Annotated in this window: 22 protein-coding genes and 1 pseudogene; 7 read left to right on the forward strand and 16 right to left on the reverse strand. The window is 62.0% G+C overall.

Annotated elements, in window-relative coordinates:
• Nucleotides 1-15: 15 nt before the first annotated feature.
• The gene (locus ACXR0M_RS21875; protein ID WP_458833815.1) at nt 16-420 is read right to left on the reverse strand and encodes a type II toxin-antitoxin system HicB family antitoxin; all 405 of its coding nucleotides are present in this window, start codon (nt 418-420) and stop codon (nt 16-18) included.
• Entirely contained in the window at nt 420-632 is a 213-nt protein-coding gene (locus ACXR0M_RS21880) for a type II toxin-antitoxin system HicA family toxin (protein WP_458833816.1), read from the reverse strand. The genes ACXR0M_RS21875 and ACXR0M_RS21880 overlap by 1 nt, the downstream gene beginning before the upstream one ends.
• A gap of 221 nt (nt 633-853) precedes the next feature.
• Here ACXR0M_RS21880 and ACXR0M_RS21885 point away from each other — a divergent pair, with 221 nt between their 5' ends.
• The 5 genes and pseudogenes from ACXR0M_RS21885 (at nt 854) to ACXR0M_RS21905 (ending at nt 4414) form a co-directional block, all read left to right on the forward strand.
• On the forward strand, nt 854-1510 hold the full coding sequence (locus tag ACXR0M_RS21885) for a peroxiredoxin-like family protein (protein ID WP_458833817.1): 657 nt from the start codon (nt 854-856) through the stop codon (nt 1508-1510).
• A 27-nt stretch (nt 1511-1537) separates the two neighbouring features.
• On the forward strand, nt 1538-2257 hold the full coding sequence (locus tag ACXR0M_RS21890; RefSeq protein ID WP_458833818.1) for an SDR family oxidoreductase: 720 nt from the start codon (nt 1538-1540) through the stop codon (nt 2255-2257).
• A gap of 145 nt (nt 2258-2402) precedes the next feature.
• Nucleotides 2403-3290: a LysR family transcriptional regulator gene (locus ACXR0M_RS21895; RefSeq protein WP_458833819.1), complete on the forward strand. Its 888-nt coding sequence runs from the start codon at nt 2403-2405 to the stop codon at nt 3288-3290.
• Between the two features lie 84 nt (nt 3291-3374).
• On the forward strand, nt 3375-3842 hold the full coding sequence (locus tag ACXR0M_RS21900) for a helix-turn-helix domain-containing protein (protein ID WP_458833881.1): 468 nt from the start codon (nt 3375-3377) through the stop codon (nt 3840-3842).
• Nucleotides 3839-4414: pseudogene (locus ACXR0M_RS21905) on the forward strand (PIN domain-containing protein). Before ACXR0M_RS21900 ends, ACXR0M_RS21905 begins: the two are co-directional and overlap by 4 nt.
• 58 nt (nt 4415-4472) lie before the next feature.
• Here the strand turns inward: ACXR0M_RS21905 and ACXR0M_RS21910 are convergent.
• The 10 genes from ACXR0M_RS21910 to ccmA all read right to left on the reverse strand — a co-directional run bounded on the left by ACXR0M_RS21910 (nt 4473) and on the right by ccmA (nt 11853).
• Nucleotides 4473-4877: a hypothetical protein gene (locus ACXR0M_RS21910; protein ID WP_458833820.1), complete on the reverse strand. Its 405-nt coding sequence runs from the start codon at nt 4875-4877 to the stop codon at nt 4473-4475.
• 27 nt (nt 4878-4904) lie between these two features.
• The gene (gene ccmI / locus ACXR0M_RS21915; protein ID WP_458833821.1) at nt 4905-6107 is read right to left on the reverse strand and encodes a c-type cytochrome biogenesis protein CcmI; all 1203 of its coding nucleotides are present in this window, start codon (nt 6105-6107) and stop codon (nt 4905-4907) included.
• Nucleotides 6104-6574, reverse strand: a complete 471-nt coding sequence (locus ACXR0M_RS21920) for a cytochrome c-type biogenesis protein (protein WP_458833822.1) — start codon at nt 6572-6574, stop codon at nt 6104-6106. The genes ccmI and ACXR0M_RS21920 overlap by 4 nt, the downstream gene beginning before the upstream one ends.
• The gene (locus ACXR0M_RS21925; RefSeq protein WP_458833823.1) at nt 6571-7107 is read right to left on the reverse strand and encodes a DsbE family thiol:disulfide interchange protein; all 537 of its coding nucleotides are present in this window, start codon (nt 7105-7107) and stop codon (nt 6571-6573) included. Before ACXR0M_RS21925 ends, ACXR0M_RS21920 begins: the two co-directional genes overlap by 4 nt.
• Nucleotides 7104-9092 carry a heme lyase CcmF/NrfE family subunit gene (locus ACXR0M_RS21930; protein WP_458833824.1) on the reverse strand — a complete coding sequence of 663 codons (1989 nt, stop codon included), beginning with the start codon at nt 9090-9092 and terminating at the stop codon, nt 7104-7106. The genes ACXR0M_RS21925 and ACXR0M_RS21930 overlap by 4 nt, the downstream gene beginning before the upstream one ends.
• A gap of 3 nt (nt 9093-9095) precedes the next feature.
• Nucleotides 9096-9551 carry a cytochrome c maturation protein CcmE gene (gene ccmE, locus ACXR0M_RS21935; RefSeq protein WP_064586605.1) on the reverse strand — a complete coding sequence of 152 codons (456 nt, stop codon included), beginning with the start codon at nt 9549-9551 and terminating at the stop codon, nt 9096-9098.
• Entirely contained in the window at nt 9548-9724 is a 177-nt protein-coding gene (gene ccmD, locus ACXR0M_RS21940) for a heme exporter protein CcmD (protein ID WP_003222944.1), read from the reverse strand. Before ccmD ends, ccmE begins: the two co-directional genes overlap by 4 nt.
• Nucleotides 9721-10476: a heme ABC transporter permease gene (locus tag ACXR0M_RS21945; RefSeq protein ID WP_458833825.1), complete on the reverse strand. Its 756-nt coding sequence runs from the start codon at nt 10474-10476 to the stop codon at nt 9721-9723. The genes ccmD and ACXR0M_RS21945 overlap by 4 nt, the downstream gene beginning before the upstream one ends.
• Before the next feature lie 76 nt (nt 10477-10552).
• Nucleotides 10553-11221, reverse strand: coding sequence for a heme exporter protein CcmB (ccmB, locus tag ACXR0M_RS21950; protein WP_458833826.1), 669 nt, complete (start codon nt 11219-11221; stop codon nt 10553-10555).
• Nucleotides 11218-11853, reverse strand: a complete 636-nt coding sequence (gene ccmA, locus ACXR0M_RS21955) for a cytochrome c biogenesis heme-transporting ATPase CcmA (RefSeq protein WP_458833827.1) — start codon at nt 11851-11853, stop codon at nt 11218-11220. The genes ccmB and ccmA overlap by 4 nt, the downstream gene beginning before the upstream one ends.
• A 197-nt stretch (nt 11854-12050) precedes the next feature.
• Here ccmA and fliK point away from each other — a divergent pair, with 197 nt between their 5' ends.
• Nucleotides 12051-13631 carry a flagellar hook-length control protein FliK gene (fliK, locus tag ACXR0M_RS21960; RefSeq protein WP_458833828.1) on the forward strand — a complete coding sequence of 527 codons (1581 nt, stop codon included), beginning with the start codon at nt 12051-12053 and terminating at the stop codon, nt 13629-13631.
• On the forward strand, nt 13628-13957 hold the full coding sequence (locus ACXR0M_RS21965) for an EscU/YscU/HrcU family type III secretion system export apparatus switch protein (protein WP_458833829.1): 330 nt from the start codon (nt 13628-13630) through the stop codon (nt 13955-13957). The genes fliK and ACXR0M_RS21965 overlap by 4 nt, the downstream gene beginning before the upstream one ends.
• 112 nt (nt 13958-14069) lie before the next feature.
• On the opposite strand, the gene ACXR0M_RS21970 is transcribed toward ACXR0M_RS21965, so the two are convergent.
• The 4 genes from ACXR0M_RS21970 to ACXR0M_RS21985 form a co-directional block, all read right to left on the reverse strand.
• On the reverse strand, nt 14070-14462 hold the full coding sequence (locus tag ACXR0M_RS21970) for a DUF2802 domain-containing protein (protein WP_458833830.1): 393 nt from the start codon (nt 14460-14462) through the stop codon (nt 14070-14072).
• Nucleotide 14463: 1 nt separating this feature from the next.
• A complete protein-coding gene (locus ACXR0M_RS21975) occupies nt 14464-14949 on the reverse strand; it encodes a chemotaxis protein CheW (protein ID WP_003222936.1) in 486 nt (161 codons plus the stop codon).
• Nucleotides 14950-15039: 90 nt separating this feature from the next.
• Entirely contained in the window at nt 15040-16044 is a 1005-nt protein-coding gene (locus ACXR0M_RS21980) for a CheW domain-containing protein (RefSeq protein WP_458833831.1), read from the reverse strand.
• Nucleotides 16045-16161: 117 nt separating this feature from the next.
• A complete protein-coding gene (locus ACXR0M_RS21985; RefSeq protein ID WP_336841271.1) occupies nt 16162-16950 on the reverse strand; it encodes a ParA family protein in 789 nt (262 codons plus the stop codon).
• Nucleotides 16951-16974 lie beyond the last annotated feature (24 nt).

Consider the following 16974-nt stretch of genomic DNA (forward strand, 5'->3'; position numbering starts at 1 on the left):
GGGGAGCGATGACGCTTAATACCGAACCAGTTTTTCCATCGCCGCATCCGCCAGAAAGGAGGAGCGGCTTTTGACGTTGTGCTCGCGCACATAGCGATCGATACGTTGAATGACGTAACCGGGCAACGTCACATTGACCTTCTCGGTCTTGCCCATGTACGGCGAGATATCCAGCTCGAGCATGCCCCAGCCCATGCCGGCAAACTCCGGATTATTGCGATGGGCCGCTGCCGACGTCGGCATGGGAATCGACTCGCCGTCCGCGGCTATCTCCTGCAGCATGATGTGGGCGATTTCGACGGCGGCATTGTAGGCATCCTCGAAGGTATCCCCCGCTGTGACTGCGCCGGGGATGTCGGGTATCTGAATCCCGATGGCGGTGTTTTCATCACCCCATTCGATGCAGATCGGATATTGCATTATGGATCTCCCTTGTAGCTGGCTGACGGGCAGTACAACCCGGCACGCCTTCTGATGCTCTTGACCGTCCCCAGCGGCAAATCCTTTTTCGGGTGGGGAACGGGAATGGTGTAAGGGTTGTAACGGTGAGTGAAGATGTGATGACTGCCAGTGACGCGATCCAGCTTCCAGCCTGCCTCCTCCAGCTCCTTGATCAATAGCCTGCTTTGCACCTACCGCCTCCTTGCTCCGGCCGAATAAAAATAACTCTAGAGTTATCTTTACTCAAGCACAGAAACGGACAGCACGACGTTCGGTTGTTTTACAGCATGTGATCACGCCAACCATTCTCCCCCGGCATGAATGCTATGCCCGGCACCTGCGTTCCGCTGCCGGTGCCAGGCAGTCATCCTTGAACCACGCCACCCACGGCGCTCTTCAAGGAATTTCGACCATGACCCTGCAAGCAAAACTCGACGCGTTCAAAGCCGACTTCACCGCCGGCAAGCCGCCTTACAGTGCGCCGGCCGACATTCATCCGGTGATGGCCCGCGCCACTGCCGAGCTGATTGCCTCCGGCGCGGCCGACCGTGCGTTGAAGGTTGGCGACAGAGCGCCGCTGTTCACCCTGAAAGACCCCGACGGCCAGCCCGTATCCTCAGCCGATCTGTTGGCGCGCGGGCCGCTGGTGCTGACGTTCTATCGCGGTGTCTGGTGCCCGTACTGCAACCTGGAACTGCAGGCGCTGCAGGCCTTTCTTCCGTCGATACAAGACGCGAGGGCCAGCCTGTTGGCCATCTCGCCGCAGATCGCCGCGAACAGCCGCAAGTCGCAACGCATCAACGAACTGCAATTCCCGATCCTCAGCGACCCGCACAATGACGTCGCCGCCGCGTTTGGCCTGCGCTTCGAGCTGCCGGATTACCTGATCGAGCTGTACAAGAATCTGCGCAACGATCTGCCGACCTTCAACGATGATCCGGCGTGGACCTTGCCGATGCCGGCGCGTTATGTGATCGGTCAGGACGGCGTGATCCGTTACGCCGAGGTCAACCCGGATTACACTCAGCGTCCCGAGCCTGAAGCGATGCTCGATGCATTGCGCGGCTGATCCGATCCGTTTTGCCCAGGAGTTGCCATGACCCGACGTACCTTCCTCATCACCGGCGCCAGCAAAGGCATTGGCCGGGCGCTGGCCGAGCATCTCGATCGGGCCGGGCATCGGGTGGTGGGGATTGCCCGCCAGCCGGACCTGAGCTTTCCCGGGATTCTGTTTCCACTGGACCTGAGTGATCGCGAGCTGACCGGTCAGGTGCTGGCGGATCTGGCGCGTACTTATGAATTCGACGGGCTGGTCAACAACGTCGGTCTGGTGCGGCCGCAGGCGCTGGGGGATATCGATCTGGACGCATTCGACGAGGTGATGCGGCTGAATCTGCACTCTGCGTTGCAGGCCACGCAAGCCGTGCTGCCGGGGATGCGCACGCGCGGTTGGGGTCGGGTGGTGAACATCTCCAGCCTGACCGTGCTGGGCATCACCCAACGCACCGCGTATGCGGCGGCGAAAGCGGCGCTGGTCAGCTTCACCCGCTCGTGGGCGCTGGAATTGGCGCAAACCGGCATCACCGTGAACGCCGTGGCCCCGGGGCCGACGGAGACCGAACTGTTTCGCGCCAACAATCCGCCGGGCAGTGAGGGTGAAGCGCGGTATCTGGCCGGCGTGCCGATGGGGCGTCTGGGGCAACCGGAGGAAATTGCCTCGGCGATTGCCTTTCTATTGTCCGAACAGAGCGGTTTTATCACCGGGCAGACATTGTTCGTCGATGGCGGCGCCTCGGTAGGCAAAGCCGCGTTCTAAGCAACACCTGATTCCCCTGTGGGAGCGAGCTTGCTCGCGAAGGCGATATTTCAGCCAAATCCATGTTTCTGAAAGACCGCTTTCGCGAGCAAGCTCGCTCCCACAGGTTTCGTCATTACCCTTCAAGATTGCGCAAGGACCTGAAATGGATCGCCTCGCCGCCATGGAAACCTTCGTCTACGTTGTCGAAACCGGCTCGTTTTCGGCCGCCGCACGACGCCTGAATATCGGCCAGCCGGCCGTATCGAAGACCATCGCCCAACTGGAAAAACGCTTGGCCGTCAGCCTGTTGCTGCGCTCGACTCGCGGCCTGACCCCGACCGAGGCCGGTCTGGCCTATTTCGAACGGGCCAGACGCGCCATCGAGGAAGCCAACGAAGCCGACAACGCCGCCCGGGACAGCGCCAGCGGTTTGAGCGGCCACTTGCGCATCAGCGCTGCGGTGACCTTCGGCCGCCTGCACATCGTCCCGCACCTGGGGGCGTTTCTCGATCAGCATCCGCAACTCAACATCGATCTGCTGCTCGATGATCGCAACATCAACCTCGTCGAGGAAGGCATCGACGTCGCCCTGCGCATGGGCGCCCTCACCGATTCCGGCCTGACCGCACGCAAGATCGCCGATTGCCGCCGCGTGGTACTCGGCACCCCGGCATACTTCGCCAGACACGGCGAACCGAACTGCCCGGCCGACTTGAGCAAGCATGAGGCGATCGTCTACCGGCTCGGTGGCGGTAGTACCTGGCAGTTCAGCAAAGGCGCCGAACAACAATCGGTGATCATCAGCGGCCGCCTGCGGGTCAGCGCGGCTGAGGGCGTGCGCGAAGCCGTGCTGGCCGATCAAGGCCTGACGCTCGCCTCCGAATGGATGTTCGCCCCGGAGCTGACCAGCGGCGCGGTCAAGACCGTGATGGCTGACTGGACCCTGCCGGACATGGATTTATGGGCAGTGTTTCCGACGGGGAGAATGGCGAGTGCCAAGGCGCGGGCGTTTGTGGAGTACATGGAAAACCTGATCAGACACCCCACCTGAAACACCCAGATTTTCGTTTATTGCGATTTTCGTTTAATTCGAATAACTTGCCAGCATCCTCTAATCAGAATGCTGGAAGCTCCTATGTCGATTGTCCTTCACCCTCCTCTCAACCTCCCTGTCGAACGCGAAGTCCAAGCCGCGATTGAAGGGAAACGCGCGCTGACTGCTTACCTCGCCACCCGATTCGAAACCCAGCACATCCAGATTTTCGATGAGCAGAACCAGGCGCATCAGGTCGAGCTGCCGACCTCGGCGCTGCGGCTGCTGATGGATATTCTGGCGGAGCTGGCTGAAGGCAACGCCGTCAAAGTCGTGCCGGTGCATGCCGAACTGACCACGCAGGAAGCTGCCGATCTCCTCAATGTCTCACGTCCGCACCTGATAAAACTGCTGGAAAGCGGCGAGTTGTCCTACCACAAAACCGGCAAGCACCGACGTGTGCGCTTTGCCGATCTGATGGACTATAAGACCCGGCGCGAAACCGCCAGCGAGCAGGCAATGGCGCTTCTCGCAGAGCAGGCACAGGCGTTAAGGACAGGATACGAGTGAGGCATTCCTCTTTCACCGCTGTATACGATGCATGTGTTTTGTACCCCGCCCCGCTCAGAGACTTCTTGATGTGGCTCGCGCTCTCAGGACGGTTTCGAGCCCGATGGACCAAGGAGATTCACGGCGAATGGAAACGCAATTTATTGAAGAACCGAAGGGATCTGACGCTGGAACAACTGGATCGCACATCCGAACTTATGGATCGTGCGATACCGGATGCCTGCGTCTATGACTTTGAGGACCTGATTGCTGGCCTCACTCTTCCCGACAGCAACGACCGCCATGTACTGGCAGCGGCCATACGCTGTGGCGCAGGGGTCATCGTGACTTTCAATCTGAAGGATTTTCCCGACTCACATCTGGCACCTTACGGCCTCGAGGCTTAACACCCCGATGAGTTTGTCGAAAACCTGCTACATCTGGATCCGGCTGCCGTCATCGCTGCCGCGCAACGGCAACGCCAACAACTGAAATTACCGCCGATGGCCGTCGAACCTTTTCTGGATCTCCTGCGACGTCAGGGACTGGTTGAGTCAGTCAAGGCGCTGAGCGCCTATCGCGCGATGCTTTGAAAACCCACTTTGTGAAAACCGGATAAAAAAACGGCGATCCAAAGATCGCCGTTTTTCATCACTGCCCGAACTGCTTGCCCAACCCCGGTGGCACGCCGTGGATGTCGGTGTCTTCCCATGGGCCGTTGGGGCTGACGGAGCGGGTCCAGCCGTTGTTCCAGCGGAAGTAGGTGCGCTGGCGGTAGAAGGTGTTGGGTTGGTCGTCGAGGACGTAGACCCCGAGTTTCTGGTCCCAGTGGCTGTTGCCGCCCGGTGGCGGGGCAAAGCTGGCGGAGGTGCGGGGCACGGGTTTCGACGGCTTGGCCGGGATGCTTTTGCCCGGTGTCGGCGAAGTCGACGGGGTCGGGCTCGGCTGCGACGGCGGGATCGGTGGCAGGTTGGTGGTCGGTTCCGGTCGGTGCACCGCACAGGCGCTCATGCTCAGGGCCAAGGAGATGACGGTGATGCGGGCGAGGCTGTGCATGGCGGTGCTTTCCTGTGGATTCCGGGGTTATTTGTCCGGGCTGTCGATGATCAGTTTTTGTGGCGCGGTGGTGCTGCTGGCCAACGGGCCGCTACGCCCCACCCACTCCCCGGCGGTCGGCTGACCGGCCCGTGAGATGCGCGCAACCAGTTGGACTTCGGGGAAGTTCGACAGTTTCAACTGCGGCATCATCGCGTCGGCATCGCCCAGCTCGACGGTCACCGGCAGGTCGGCGACGGTCAGGCGCTTGGCCGCCAGCGGTGCCGGTGGGCCGGACACGGCGCGGGCGAAGATGAACACGCTGTCGCCCGGCTGCACCTTGCCCCGGAGTTCACTGGCCAGGTCAACATCGACCTTGAGCAGTGCCGCAACCTTGGCCGCCGGTGCTTCGGCGACCTTGCCGCCGCTGGCCTTCAAGCGTTCGGCGGCGCGTTCGATGCCGCCTTGCAGCGCAGCGCGGGAGTTGTCCTCGGCCGGCAGTTGCGCCAGCAGGCGGTTCCAGTAATCGATGGCTTGCTGATAACGCTCGCCTTCGAACGCGGCGATGCCGAGCAAGCCGAGGCTGGTGACTTCTTTCGGATCGGCCTTCAGCGCTTCGTCGGTCAGCGCCTGAATCTTGTCCGACCACTTTTTGCCATCGGCGAAGTACTGCGCCTGCGCCCACTGACCAAGCAGTTCCGGCTGGCGCCCGGCGAGGTTGGCCGCGCGCTCGAACATCTTCGCCGCGTCCGCCGGACGATCCTGGGCCATGTAGGTGCGACCGAGGAAGTACAGCCCCTCTGCCGAATCCGGCTGCGCGGCTACCGCACGTTCCAGACGCTGGGTCATCTCTTCCATCGACTGCGGCGCCTGGGCGAATTCGCGGGTCAGCTCGACCTTGTCGGCGGCACCGAAATGCAGATACAGACCGAGACCCAACAGCGGCACCAGCACCGCGGCCAACAGTGGCAACGGTTTGCCCAAGGTCGACACACGCGGCGCGGCAACGCCTTCGGTATCGGCCAGCAGTTCACGCGCCGCTTCGGCACGACCGCTGTCCATTTGCGCGGCATCGAGTACGCCTTCGGCCTGCTGCGATTGCAGCTCGGCCACACGCTCCTGATACAGCGCGACGTTCAGGGCAGTACGATCCTCTTCGCGCTGGGCGCGACGGCCACGCAGAACCGGGATCAGCAGAAAACTCAGGGCGACCAGAAGCAACAGCCCTGCGGCAAGCCAGAAATCAATCATTCTTGGTTTTTATCCAACAGTTGGTCGAGGCGCTGACGCTCTTCGATGGACAGCGATTGCGAGGTCTCGGCACGCTGGCCACGACGGCGGCGCACGATCACCACGATCACCACCAGGCCGCCCAGCAGCAGCCCGGCCGGGCCGAACCAGAGCAACGCAGTCTTGGCGTTGAGCGCCGGTTTGTAGCGGACGAAATCACCGTAGCGGTCGACCATGAAGTCGATGATCTGCTGATTGTCCTTGCCCTCACCGAGCATGCGAAAAATCTCTTTGCGCAGGTCGGCGGCAATCGGCGCGTTGGAGTCGGCAATGTCCTGGTTCTGGCACTTGGGGCAGCGCAGTTCCTTGGTCAGTTCGCGAAAACGCTCGCGATCGCCTTCTTTGGCGAACTCGTAAGTGTCGATCGCGGCGTGAGCCACACCGGCCAGACTCAGGCCCAAAACCACGGCAGCGAGAAAACGCTTCATGGCTTGGCCTCATCCACCAGCGCCTGATATTTGGCTGCAAGTTTTTCGCGCCAGACCTGCTCGTCAATCACACCGACGTACTTGTCGCGAATGATGCCCTTGGCATCGATGAAGAAGGTTTCCGGCGCGCCGTACACGCCGAGGTTGAGACCCAGCGAGCCCTCTTCGTCACGGATATCCAGCAAATAGGGATTGTGAAATTCGGCCAGCCACTTCAAGGCATCGGCGTTGGTGTCCTTGTAGTTGATGCCGTAGATCACCACGCCACGCTCGGCCAGTTTGTTCAGCACCGGGTGTTCGACCCGGCAGGAAATACACCAGGTGCCCCAGACGTTGACCAGCGCTGGTTTGCCGATAAGGTCAGCCTTGGTCAGGGTCTTGTCGCCCTGCACGCTCGGCAAGGTGAATTCGGGGAATGGCTTGTTGATCATCGCCGACGGCAGCTCCGCCGGATCGAGGTACAGACCGCGATAGAGAAACACCGCCACCAGCAGGAACAGCGCCAGTGGCACCAGCATCAACCAACGTCTCATACCGCCGCTCCCTGCAGGCCGAGGGCATCACGCACCCGGGCTTTGACCTTGACTCGATAACGCCGATCCAGCGCCGCCAGCAAACCACCCAGACCGGTCAGCAGACCGCCGAACCAGATCCAGCGCACGAACGGTTTGACGTGAACCCGCACCGCCCAGGCGCCGTTCTCCAGCGGTTCGCCCAGTGCGACGTACAGGTCGCGGGTGAAACCGGCGTCGATCCCGGCCTCGGTCATCATCGAACTCTGCACCGTGTACAGGCGTTTTTCCGGGTGCAGCACGCTGACTTCCTTGCCGTCGCGGATCACCCGGACGGTGCCCTTGTCGGAAGTGAAGTTCGGCCCTTCGAAGTGTTTGGCACCTTCGAAGACGAAGTGATAACCGGCCAGGTCCATCGACTCGCCTGGGGCCAGACGCAGGTCGCGCTCGGCACTGTTCTGGCTCGACAGCACGACGCCAAGGGCGCACACGGCGATGCCGAGGTGAGCGAGCTGCATGCCCCAATAACTGCGGGTCAGGCTCGGCAGGCCTTTGATCAGACCTTTGTGGCGAGTCTTGTCGAAGATGTCGCGCACCCCGGCCAGCAACACCCAGGCGGCGAGCAGGAACGTCGCGATCACCGCCCAGTTGAAGTCGCCGTATGCGACTCCGGCCACCACCGCCAACGCGACGCTGCCGAGCAGCACCGGGGTCAGCATGTTCGCCAGCCATTTCACCGGAGTGTCTTTCCAGCGCACGATCACACCGACCGCCATCACCAGCATCAGCAACGCCATCAGCGGGATGAACAGCGCATTGAAGTACGGCGGGCCGACCGACAGTTTGGCGCCGCTGATCGCATCGAGAATCAGCGGGTACAGGGTGCCGAGCAAGATCATCGACGCCGCCACCACCAGCACCAGGTTGTTCCCCAGCAGCAGGGTTTCCCGCGACCACAGGTTGAAGCCGACCTGGCTCTTGACCACCGGCGCGCGCAAGGCGAACAGGGTCAGCGAACCACCGACCACGAACAGCAGGAAGATCAGGATGAACACACCACGCTCGGGGTCCGAGGCAAACGCGTGCACCGAGGTCAACACCCCGGAGCGCACAAGGAACGTCCCCAGCAGGCTGAGGGAGAACGCGGCAATCGCCAGCAACACCGTCCAGCTCTTGAACACGCCACGTTTTTCCGTGACCGCCAGCGAGTGGATCAGCGCGGTGCCGACCAGCCAGGGCATGAACGAGGCGTTTTCCACCGGGTCCCAGAACCACCAGCCGCCCCAGCCGAGTTCGTAGTAAGCCCACCACGAGCCGAGGGTGATGCCGATGCCGAGAAACGCCCAGGCGACAATCGTCCACGGCCGCGACCAGCGTGCCCATGCGGCGTCGAGACGGCCACCGAGCAACGCGGCAATCGCGAACGCAAACGCCACCGAGAAACCGACGTAACCCATGTACAGCATCGGCGGATGCACGATCAGGCCGATGTCCTGCAGCAGCGGGTTGAGGTCACGCCCATCGGCGGGGATCTGCGGCAGGATCCGCGAGAACGGGTTGGAGGTGAGGATCAGGAATAACAGGAAACCGGTACTGATCATGCCCATCACCGCCAGCACGCGGGCAAGCATGACTTGCGGCAACTGCCGGGAGAACACCGACACCGCAAAGGTCCAGCCACCGAGAATCAGTGCCCACAGCAGCAGCGAGCCTTCGTGGGCGCCCCACACGGCGCTGAACTTGTAGTACCACGGCAGTGCGCTGTTGGAGTTCATCGCCACGTAGCCGACCGAGAAATCGTCGGTCATGAACGCGTAGGTCAGGCTACCGAAGGCAAACAGCAAGAACGCAAACTGGCCCCACGCCGCCGGTTGGGCCAGGCCCATCCACAGACGCTCGCCGCGCCAGGCGCCGAGCAACGGCACCACGGCCTGCACCAAGGAAAAACACAGCGCCAGAATCATTGCCAGATGGCCAAGTTCGGGAATGAACAGTGCGGACGTCATCGATCAACCCTCCTTCGCTGGGGTCGGCGCGGATTGACCACTGTCTTTCAGAGCCTTGGTCACTTCCGGCGGCATGTACTTCTCGTCGTGCTTGGCCAGCACTTCATCGGCCACCACCACGCCGTCGGCGTTGAGTTTGCCCAGGGCGACGATGCCCTGGCCTTCGCGGAACAGATCCGGAAGGATGCCGCGATAGGTAATGGTCACGGCTTTGTTGAAATCGGTAACGACGAATTTGACGTCCAGCGAGTCCGGCGAACGTTGCAGCGAACCTTTCTCGACCATGCCGCCGGCACGGATCCGCGTGTCGTGCGGTGCTTCGCCGTTGGCGATCTGGGTCGGCGTGTAAAACAGGTTGATGTTTTCCTGCAGCGCGCTCAGGGCCAGGCCGACGGCGGCGCCGACCCCGACCAGAATCGCCAGAATGATGATCAGACGTTTTTTGCGCAGCGGATTCACTTGCCGTTCTCCCGGCGCAGACGACGCGCCTCTTGTTGCAGATAACGCTTGCGGGCCGCGATCGGCGCCACCACGTTGAGGATCAGCACCGCCAGACAGATGCCGTAGGCCGACCAGACATACAGGCCATGATGGCCCATGGCGAGGAAGTCGCCGAATGAAGCAAAACTCATCGTGCGGCCTCCGGACTGTTCTGCACTTCTTCCTTCACCCAACTGGCGCGGGCTTCGCGCTTGAGCACTTCAAGGCGCATGCGCAGCAACAGCACGCAGCCGAAGAAGCAGTAGAAACCCAGCACGGTGAGCAGCAGCGGCAGCCACATTTCTGCGGGCATCGCCGGTTTTTCGGTGAGGGTGAAGGTCGCGCCCTGGTGCAGGGTGTTCCACCACTCCACCGAGTACTTGATGATCGGAATGTTGATCACGCCGACGATCGCCAGCACCGCGCAGGCCTTGGCGGCGCTGTCACGGTTGCTGATGGCATTGCCCAGCGCGATCACCCCGAAATACAGGAACAGCAGAATCAGCATCGAGGTCAGGCGCGCGTCCCAGACCCACCACGAGCCCCAGGTTGGCTTGCCCCAAATGGCCCCGGTGACCAGCGCCACAGCGGTCATCCAAGCACCGATCGGCGCGGCGCATTGCAGGGCGACGTCGGCCAGTTTCATTTTCCACACCAGCCCGACCACGCCGCACACCGCCAGCATCACGTAGATCGACTGCGCGAGCATTGCCGCAGGCACGTGGATGTAGATGATGCGAAAGCTGTTGCCCTGCTGATAATCCGGCGGCGCGAAGGCCAGGCCCCAGACCACGCCAACGCTGATCAGCAGCAACGCTGCAATGCTCAGCCATGGCAGAAACTTGCTGCTGATGCCATAGAACCACTTGGGCGAGCCGAGCTTGTGAAACCAGGTCCAGTTCATACTGTTTCCATCACGGTTGCGTTTCGCGGTGAAACGCCTGGGTCTTTGCTGATCAAATTTTGATCAGACCTCATCATTATTCGCCGACGCTGATCTTCAGGCCAGCGGCTATTGCAAACGGTGTCAGGGTGATCGCCAGGGCAGTCAGGCTACCCAGCCACAGCAGATACCCGGTCGCCGGCATGCCTTGCAATGCCGCCTGCAAGGCGCCGCTGCCCAGGATCAACACCGGGATGTACAACGGCAGAATCAGCAGCGCCAGCAACAGGCCGCCGCGCTTCAGACCAACTGTCAGCGCCGCACCCACCGCGCCGAGCAGGCTCAGCACCGGGGTTCCCAGCAGCAATGACAACAGCAACACCGGCAGGCAGGCGACCGGCAAACCGAGCATCAACGCCAGCAGGGGCGCCAGTAAAACCAGCGCCAGACCCGAGAACAGCCAGTGTGCCAGCACCTTGGCCAGCACCAGAAGCGGCAGCGGGTGCGGCGAAAGGACCCACTGTTCCAGCGAGCCGTCTTCGAAATCACTGCGGAACAAGCCGTCCAGCGACAGCAGGACCGAGAGCAACGCGGCCACCCAGACTAACCCCGGGGACAGGTTTTGCAAGACTTGCGTTTCCGGGCCGACGGCCAGCGGGAACAACGCGATGACGATGGCGAAGAAAATCAGCGGATTGGCCAGTTCCGCCGGGCGACGAAACAGCAGGCGGGACTCACGGGCAAGCAGCAGGCCAAAGACACTCATACTGCCCAGTTCCCCAAATCGAGATCACGATAACCGGCCGGCATCCGGCTCAGCGTGTGGTGCGTGGTCAGAACCACCAGACCGCCGCGTTCGCAGTGTCCGGCCAGGTGTTCTTCCAGTTGCGCCACGCCCTGTTTGTCGAGCGCGGTGAACGGTTCGTCGAGAATCCACAGCGGCGGGCTGTCCAGATACAACCGCGCCAGTGCCACGCGGCGCTGCTGACCGGCGGACAGGCTATGGCAAGGAACATCTTCGAAACCGCGCAATCCTACAGCAGCCAGTGCCTGCCAGATCGCCTCGCGAGTGGCCGGCCGATGCAGGGCGCAGAGCCAGGAGAGGTTTTCTTCCGGGGTCAGCAGCTCCTTGATCCCGGCGGCGTGGCCGATCCACAGCAGATTGCGCGCCAGTTCAGCGGGCTGCGCGGTCAAGGGCTGGCCGTTGAGCAGTACCTGACCGCTGGTGGGCTGCATTAGCCCGGACAACAGGCGCAGCAGACTGGTCTTGCCGCTACCGTTGGGGCCGCTGATCTGCACCATGTCGCCACTGGCCAGCGTCAATTCGAGATGTTCGAAGAGCAGCCGCAGGTCTCGCTCACAGGCGAGGGCAACGGTTTGCAGGACAGGGCTGGTCAAGGGATCACGGGCCTTATACGGTTCAAGTCGGCTCTGGCGCGGCCGTTAAAGAGATGCAGGATAAATGCAATGACGGTGCGAACCAGAGAGCTGGATCAAACAATTGCGATGTTTTTTGAACGAAGCGCACGACGCGCGGCATTATACATGCCGTGCCTTACTCCCAAGCGTGCAATTTCCTCAGGTTGTGTCCGCGTATGACAGGCGAAATGAACATCCTCCCGCTTCCGCCCACCACCCCGGCGAACGCCCGTCCGCTGGCGATGAGCGGTGAGTTGCTCAAGCTGCTGACCCCGGTCGAAGGCTTGATCGGCGCCGGGCAGAGTGCCCAGGCCGAAGTGCTGTCGCTGAAGCAGGCGGACCAGACCTTTCAACTGCTGCTCAAGGTCACCGTCGACGGCGGTCGCCAGACCACCGTGCAAGCCAGCAGCAACCTGCCGCTGCCGACCGGAACCAATGTGGTGGTCACGCAACCGTCGGCGGGCAATCTGGCGATCACCGTGCAGCAAGCGATCGCCAGCAGCGTCGCCACCCTCACCCGCATCGACACCGCGCAATTGCCGGTCGGTACCCTGTTGCAGGGCAAGGTGCTGACCTCGCAAGTGCTGCCGCAAGTGCCGGGGCAGCCGGCGGTGTACCGCTCGCTGGTGAGCCTGCTCAACACCGCACAGAGCGGCGCCACGCTGGATATCGACAGCCCGACACCGCTGCGCATCGGCACCCTGCTCTCGGCGCTGGTCGAAGACTCGCAGACGCTCAAATTCGTACCGCTGAGCAGCCGTCAGGATCAGTTAGCGGTGAGCCAGCAACTGCTCGGCCAGCAAAGCCGCCAAGGCTCGCTGGACGGCTTGCTCAACGCCTTGCAGAACCTGCCGACCGATGACGATCAGACGTCGCAGGACCTGCGCGCCGCCGTGGTGCGCCTGCTCAGCAACCTGCCCGACGTGCAGCAGATGAGCACCGCCAAAGGCGTGGCCCTGGCCCTGGCCAACAGCGGCGCCTTCCTCGAAGCCAAACTGCTGACCGGCCAAAATCCGACGCAGGCCCCCGACCTGAAAGCCGATCTGCTCAAGCTGATCGCGCAACTGACCCCGGGCCTGCCAGGCAACACCAGTTTCAACGCGATCATCGCCGCCAACACCCTGGCGCAAGCGCTGCCGAGCTTCGTGCGCAACGCCCTCGGCACTCTAGGCCAGGTCAGCGCAAAGCCAGTGCCGAGCAGTTTCCCGTTGCCCGACCGGCTGCTGCAAAGTCAGGACGGCGAAGGTGATCTGGAACACCTGCTGCGCCTCGCCGCAGCGGCCGTTTCGCGCCTGCAAAGCCATCAGTTGTCGAGCCTGGAACAGACCGGCGTGACCGATGATGGCCGCCTGCTCAGCACCTGGCAGCTGGAAATTCCCATGCGTAATCTGCAGGACATCGTGCCGTTGCAGGTCAAGTTCCAGCGCGAAGAAGCGCCAGAGCGAGAACCGCAACCCCATGAACGCCGTGATGAGCGCGAGCCCAAACAACAGCTGTGGCGTGTTGATCTGGCGTTCGACATGGAACCGTTGGGGCCGATGCAGATTCAGGCGCAATTGATTGCCGGTAGCCTGTCGAGTCAGCTCTGGGCCGAGCGCCCGTACACCGCCGATCTGATCGGCAACAATCTGTTCGCCCTGCGCCAGCGCCTGCTCGATCGCGGGCTCAACGTCGGCGACCTCGACTGCCACCTCGGCACCCCGCCGCAAGGCAACCAAACCCGCCTCGAACACCGCTGGGTCGACGAAACCGCATGAACGATTCCACCGCTCCACGCCAGGCCATCGCCCTCAAATACGACGGCAGTCACGCTCCGACCCTCACCGCCAAGGGCGACGAGGAACTGGCCGAAGAAATCCTGCGCATCGCCCGTGACTGTGAAGTGCCGATCTATGAGAACGCCGAACTGGTGCGGTTGTTGGCAAGGATGGAACTGGGCGACAGCATCCCCGAAGAGCTGTACCGCACAATTGCCGAGATCATCGCGTTCGCGTGGAACCTGAAAGGCAAATTCCCCGAGGGACATGATCCGCAGGCGCCGATGGTCGAGAAAGACGTCACCGAGCGCGGGGATGATTACTGAGAATTCGAAGACGCCTTCGCGAGCAAGCCCGCTCCCACATTGGTTCGGCGTACACCGATCTAATGTGGGAGCGGGCTTGCTCGCGAATAGGCCATCAGCTTGAGCGCAAAAATCAGTTCTTGTGAAGTTTGCGCATCAACTCCGCCTCAGCCTGGGTCAACCCGCAGGACTGGGTCAGCTCATCGACGCTCGCGCCCATCCCCACCAGTTTCGCCGCCTGGGCGAATGACAGGCTCGATGGATCGCGTTGTTCCAGCGCGACAATCTTGTCCGGCAACGGACCGACCACCGAGCGCAGCTCATGCAGGGCTTCGCCCATGCGCACGTTGCCGTTCTGGTAGTCGTCGACGCGTTTGGCCAGTTCCTTGATGCGCTGATCACGCAGCGCATCGCCCTGGGCCTGTTGCGCAGCGATCAACCGCTGCGCCTTGATGTACGCCAGAAACATCGCCAGCGTGCCTGCCCAGAAGAGGAACAGGACAATGACCGCAACCTCGAGAATCAAATCAGATGCTCTCCAGTTCCGACCATTCTTCTTCGCTCATCATCTTGTCCAGCTCGACCAGGATCAGCAACTCGTTGTTCTTGTTGCACACGCCCTGGATGAACTTGGCCGACTCTTCGTTACCCACGTTTGGCGCGGTCTCGATTTCCGACTGACGCAGGTAAACCACTTCCGCCACGCTGTCGACCATGATCCCGACCACTTGCTTGTCGGCTTCGATGATGACGATACGGGTGTTGTCGCTGATCTCGCCGCTGTTCAGGCCGAAGCGCTGACGGGTGTCGATCACGGTGACCACGTTACCGCGCAGGTTGATGATGCCCAGCACGTAGCTTGGCGCACCCGGCACTGGCGCGATCTCGGTGTAACGCAGCACTTCCTGAACGCGCATCACGTTGATGCCGTAGGTTTCGTTGTCCAGCTTGAAGGTCACCCATTGCAGGATCGGATCTTCAGAACCTTTTGCATTCGTCGCCTGACTACTCATACCCTGACCCCTCGAAAAAACCGCACTGAGCGGCGTGTGTTCTGTGTGGAGGCATCGAAAAATGCCTTCGCCTGATTGTTATGTCGGCTGCTATGTCGATTTATGTAGCGGCTTGTGACCGCCCAAGTGCTTTGCCCCGCCACTGGCGATCAACTCGGCCAGCGCGGATACATCAAGCAATGCACACATGTGCTCAATCACCGTGCCGGCGAGCCATGGCCGCTGACCCCGGTGACTTCTCCATTTGATTTCATTCGGGTCCAGGCGCAACGAACGGCTGACCTGATGCACCGCCAGGCCCCATTCGTAACCCTGCACCGAAATCACGTACTGCAGGCCCTGCCGGAAGTCATCGCGATAGCGATCCGGCATGACCCAACGCGCGGTATCCAATACTTTCAGATTGCCGGCCTGGCTCGGCAGAATCCCGAGGAACCATTCCGGCTGCCCGAACAGCGGCGTCAGCTCGTGCCCGGCCAGTGAATAAATCGATCCCAGGCACACCAGCGGTACCGCCAGGGTCAGCCCGGCCACATCGAACAACAGGCATTCAAACGCCTCGGAAGCCCACGCTGGCCGACCTTCGGTCTCCACCGGTGGCGGCGGGTTGTTCGGTGGCAGATGCACTTCCACCAGCGCTGGCACTCGCGTCTGCTCGACCGGTGCGGGTGCGGGTGCAGGTGCAGGTGCAGGTGCAGGTGCAGGTGCAGGTGCAGGTGCAGGTGCGATTGGAGCGGGTTCGACCACCGCCGGTTCCGGCGCGGTCTTCAGTAACTGGGTCTGCAGCAGCGGTGCGAGCGTCGACACCGTTGCGCGCACCGGCTGCGCTTCGTCGATCAATGCAACGGGAGCTTTGGCTACCGACGCGGCGGCAGGCGCGGCCGGCGGCGCGGCGGGTCTGGTGGCTTGCTGCGCATCACGCGCCTGCTCTTCCAGCACCGCAGCCTGGAACTCGTCCAGCGCCTCGCTGCTTTCGACGACCTCGAGCGGCGCCTCGACGGGCGGCACCTCGTCAGGAATCTCCTGCAGCAGGCTATCCAGATAAGTCTGCAACGCCAGCTGCGGCTTCGACGTCAACTTGATTGGCCGATTCATACGCAACCCCCTGTAGGAGCTGCCGCAGGCTGCGATCTTTTGATCTTTTCAGAAGCAGCAAAAGGCCGGATCAAAAGATCGCAGCCTGCGGCAGCTCCTACAGAAATCAACCTCATCTCAAGCCACCTGCGGAACAAGTTGTTGCGCCAACAGATGCTTGAGCAGCGCGCGATACGCCAGCACGCCACGGCTCTTGCCGTCGAATTGCGAAGGTGTGACACCGGCCCGGCTGGCGTCGCGCAGACGCGTGTCGACCGGGATATAACCCTGCCAGATCTCTTCGGGGAATTTGTCGCGCAGTACGCGCAAGGTGCCCAGCGACGCCTGGGTACGGCGGTCGAACAGGGTCGGCACGATGCTGAACGGCAGCGCCTGCTTGCGCGAGCGATTGATCATCGCCAAGGTGTTGACCATGCGCTCCAGGCCTTTAACGGCCAGATGCTCGGTCTGCACCGGGATCACCAGTTGCTGGCTCGCAGCCAGAGCGTTGACCATCAGCACCCCGAGCAACGGCGGGCTGTCGATGATCGCGTAATCGAAGTCCTGCCACAGCTGCGCCAGACTCTTGGCGATCACCAGCCCCAGGCCACTCTGCCCCGGCGACTGCCGCTCGAGGGTCGCCAGTGCAGTGCTCGACGGCAGCAGGGAAATGCGTTCGTCGCTGGTCGACAGCAGCAACTGGCCGGGCAAGCCTTGCGGCACGCTGCCACGGTGCAGAAACAGGTCGTAGTTGCTGTGTTCCAGGCTGTCGGGGTCGTAGCCGAAATAGCTGGTCATCGAGCCGTGTGGGTCGAGATCGACCACAACCACGCGCTTGCCCGCCTCCGCCAGCAATCCGGCTAAAGCGATGGAAGATGTGGTTTTACCGACACCACCCTTTTGATTGGCGACTGCCCAGACTCTCATTCAGTTCGTTCCTCCCGGTCGAGA

The organism is Pseudomonas sp. Eth.TT006 (genome assembly GCF_054456575.1).

What these genes read in the sequence shown, in the direction of transcription:
- ACXR0M_RS21900 (WP_458833881.1), top strand. Translation starts at nt 3,375, where the DNA reads ATGTCGATTGTCCTTCACCCTCCTCTCAACCTCCCTGTCGAACGCGAA.
- ccmB (WP_458833826.1), bottom strand. Translation starts at nt 11,221, where the DNA reads ATGAGTGTCTTTGGCCTGCTGCTTGCCCGTGAGTCCCGCCTGCTGTTT.
- ACXR0M_RS21930 (WP_458833824.1), bottom strand. Translation starts at nt 9,092, where the DNA reads ATGACGTCCGCACTGTTCATTCCCGAACTTGGCCATCTGGCAATGATT.
- ccmI (WP_458833821.1), bottom strand. Translation starts at nt 6,107, where the DNA reads ATGATTGATTTCTGGCTTGCCGCAGGGCTGTTGCTTCTGGTCGCCCTG.
- ACXR0M_RS21975 (WP_003222936.1), bottom strand. Translation starts at nt 14,949, where the DNA reads ATGAGTAGTCAGGCGACGAATGCAAAAGGTTCTGAAGATCCGATCCTG.
- ACXR0M_RS21925 (WP_458833823.1), bottom strand. Translation starts at nt 7,107, where the DNA reads ATGAGACGTTGGTTGATGCTGGTGCCACTGGCGCTGTTCCTGCTGGTG.
- ACXR0M_RS21890 (WP_458833818.1), top strand. Translation starts at nt 1,538, where the DNA reads ATGACCCGACGTACCTTCCTCATCACCGGCGCCAGCAAAGGCATTGGC.
- ACXR0M_RS21920 (WP_458833822.1), bottom strand. Translation starts at nt 6,574, where the DNA reads ATGAAGCGTTTTCTCGCTGCCGTGGTTTTGGGCCTGAGTCTGGCCGGT.
- ACXR0M_RS21980 (WP_458833831.1), bottom strand. Translation starts at nt 16,044, where the DNA reads ATGAATCGGCCAATCAAGTTGACGTCGAAGCCGCAGCTGGCGTTGCAG.
- ACXR0M_RS21885 (WP_458833817.1), top strand. Translation starts at nt 854, where the DNA reads ATGACCCTGCAAGCAAAACTCGACGCGTTCAAAGCCGACTTCACCGCC.
- ACXR0M_RS21945 (WP_458833825.1), bottom strand. Translation starts at nt 10,476, where the DNA reads ATGAACTGGACCTGGTTTCACAAGCTCGGCTCGCCCAAGTGGTTCTAT.
- ccmD (WP_003222944.1), bottom strand. Translation starts at nt 9,724, where the DNA reads ATGAGTTTTGCTTCATTCGGCGACTTCCTCGCCATGGGCCATCATGGC.
- fliK (WP_458833828.1), top strand. Translation starts at nt 12,051, where the DNA reads ATGACAGGCGAAATGAACATCCTCCCGCTTCCGCCCACCACCCCGGCG.
- ACXR0M_RS21965 (WP_458833829.1), top strand. Translation starts at nt 13,628, where the DNA reads ATGAACGATTCCACCGCTCCACGCCAGGCCATCGCCCTCAAATACGAC.
- ACXR0M_RS21910 (WP_458833820.1), bottom strand. Translation starts at nt 4,877, where the DNA reads ATGCACAGCCTCGCCCGCATCACCGTCATCTCCTTGGCCCTGAGCATG.
- ACXR0M_RS21875 (WP_458833815.1), bottom strand. Translation starts at nt 420, where the DNA reads ATGCAATATCCGATCTGCATCGAATGGGGTGATGAAAACACCGCCATC.
- ACXR0M_RS21985 (WP_336841271.1), bottom strand. Translation starts at nt 16,950, where the DNA reads ATGAGAGTCTGGGCAGTCGCCAATCAAAAGGGTGGTGTCGGTAAAACC.
- ACXR0M_RS21895 (WP_458833819.1), top strand. Translation starts at nt 2,403, where the DNA reads ATGGATCGCCTCGCCGCCATGGAAACCTTCGTCTACGTTGTCGAAACC.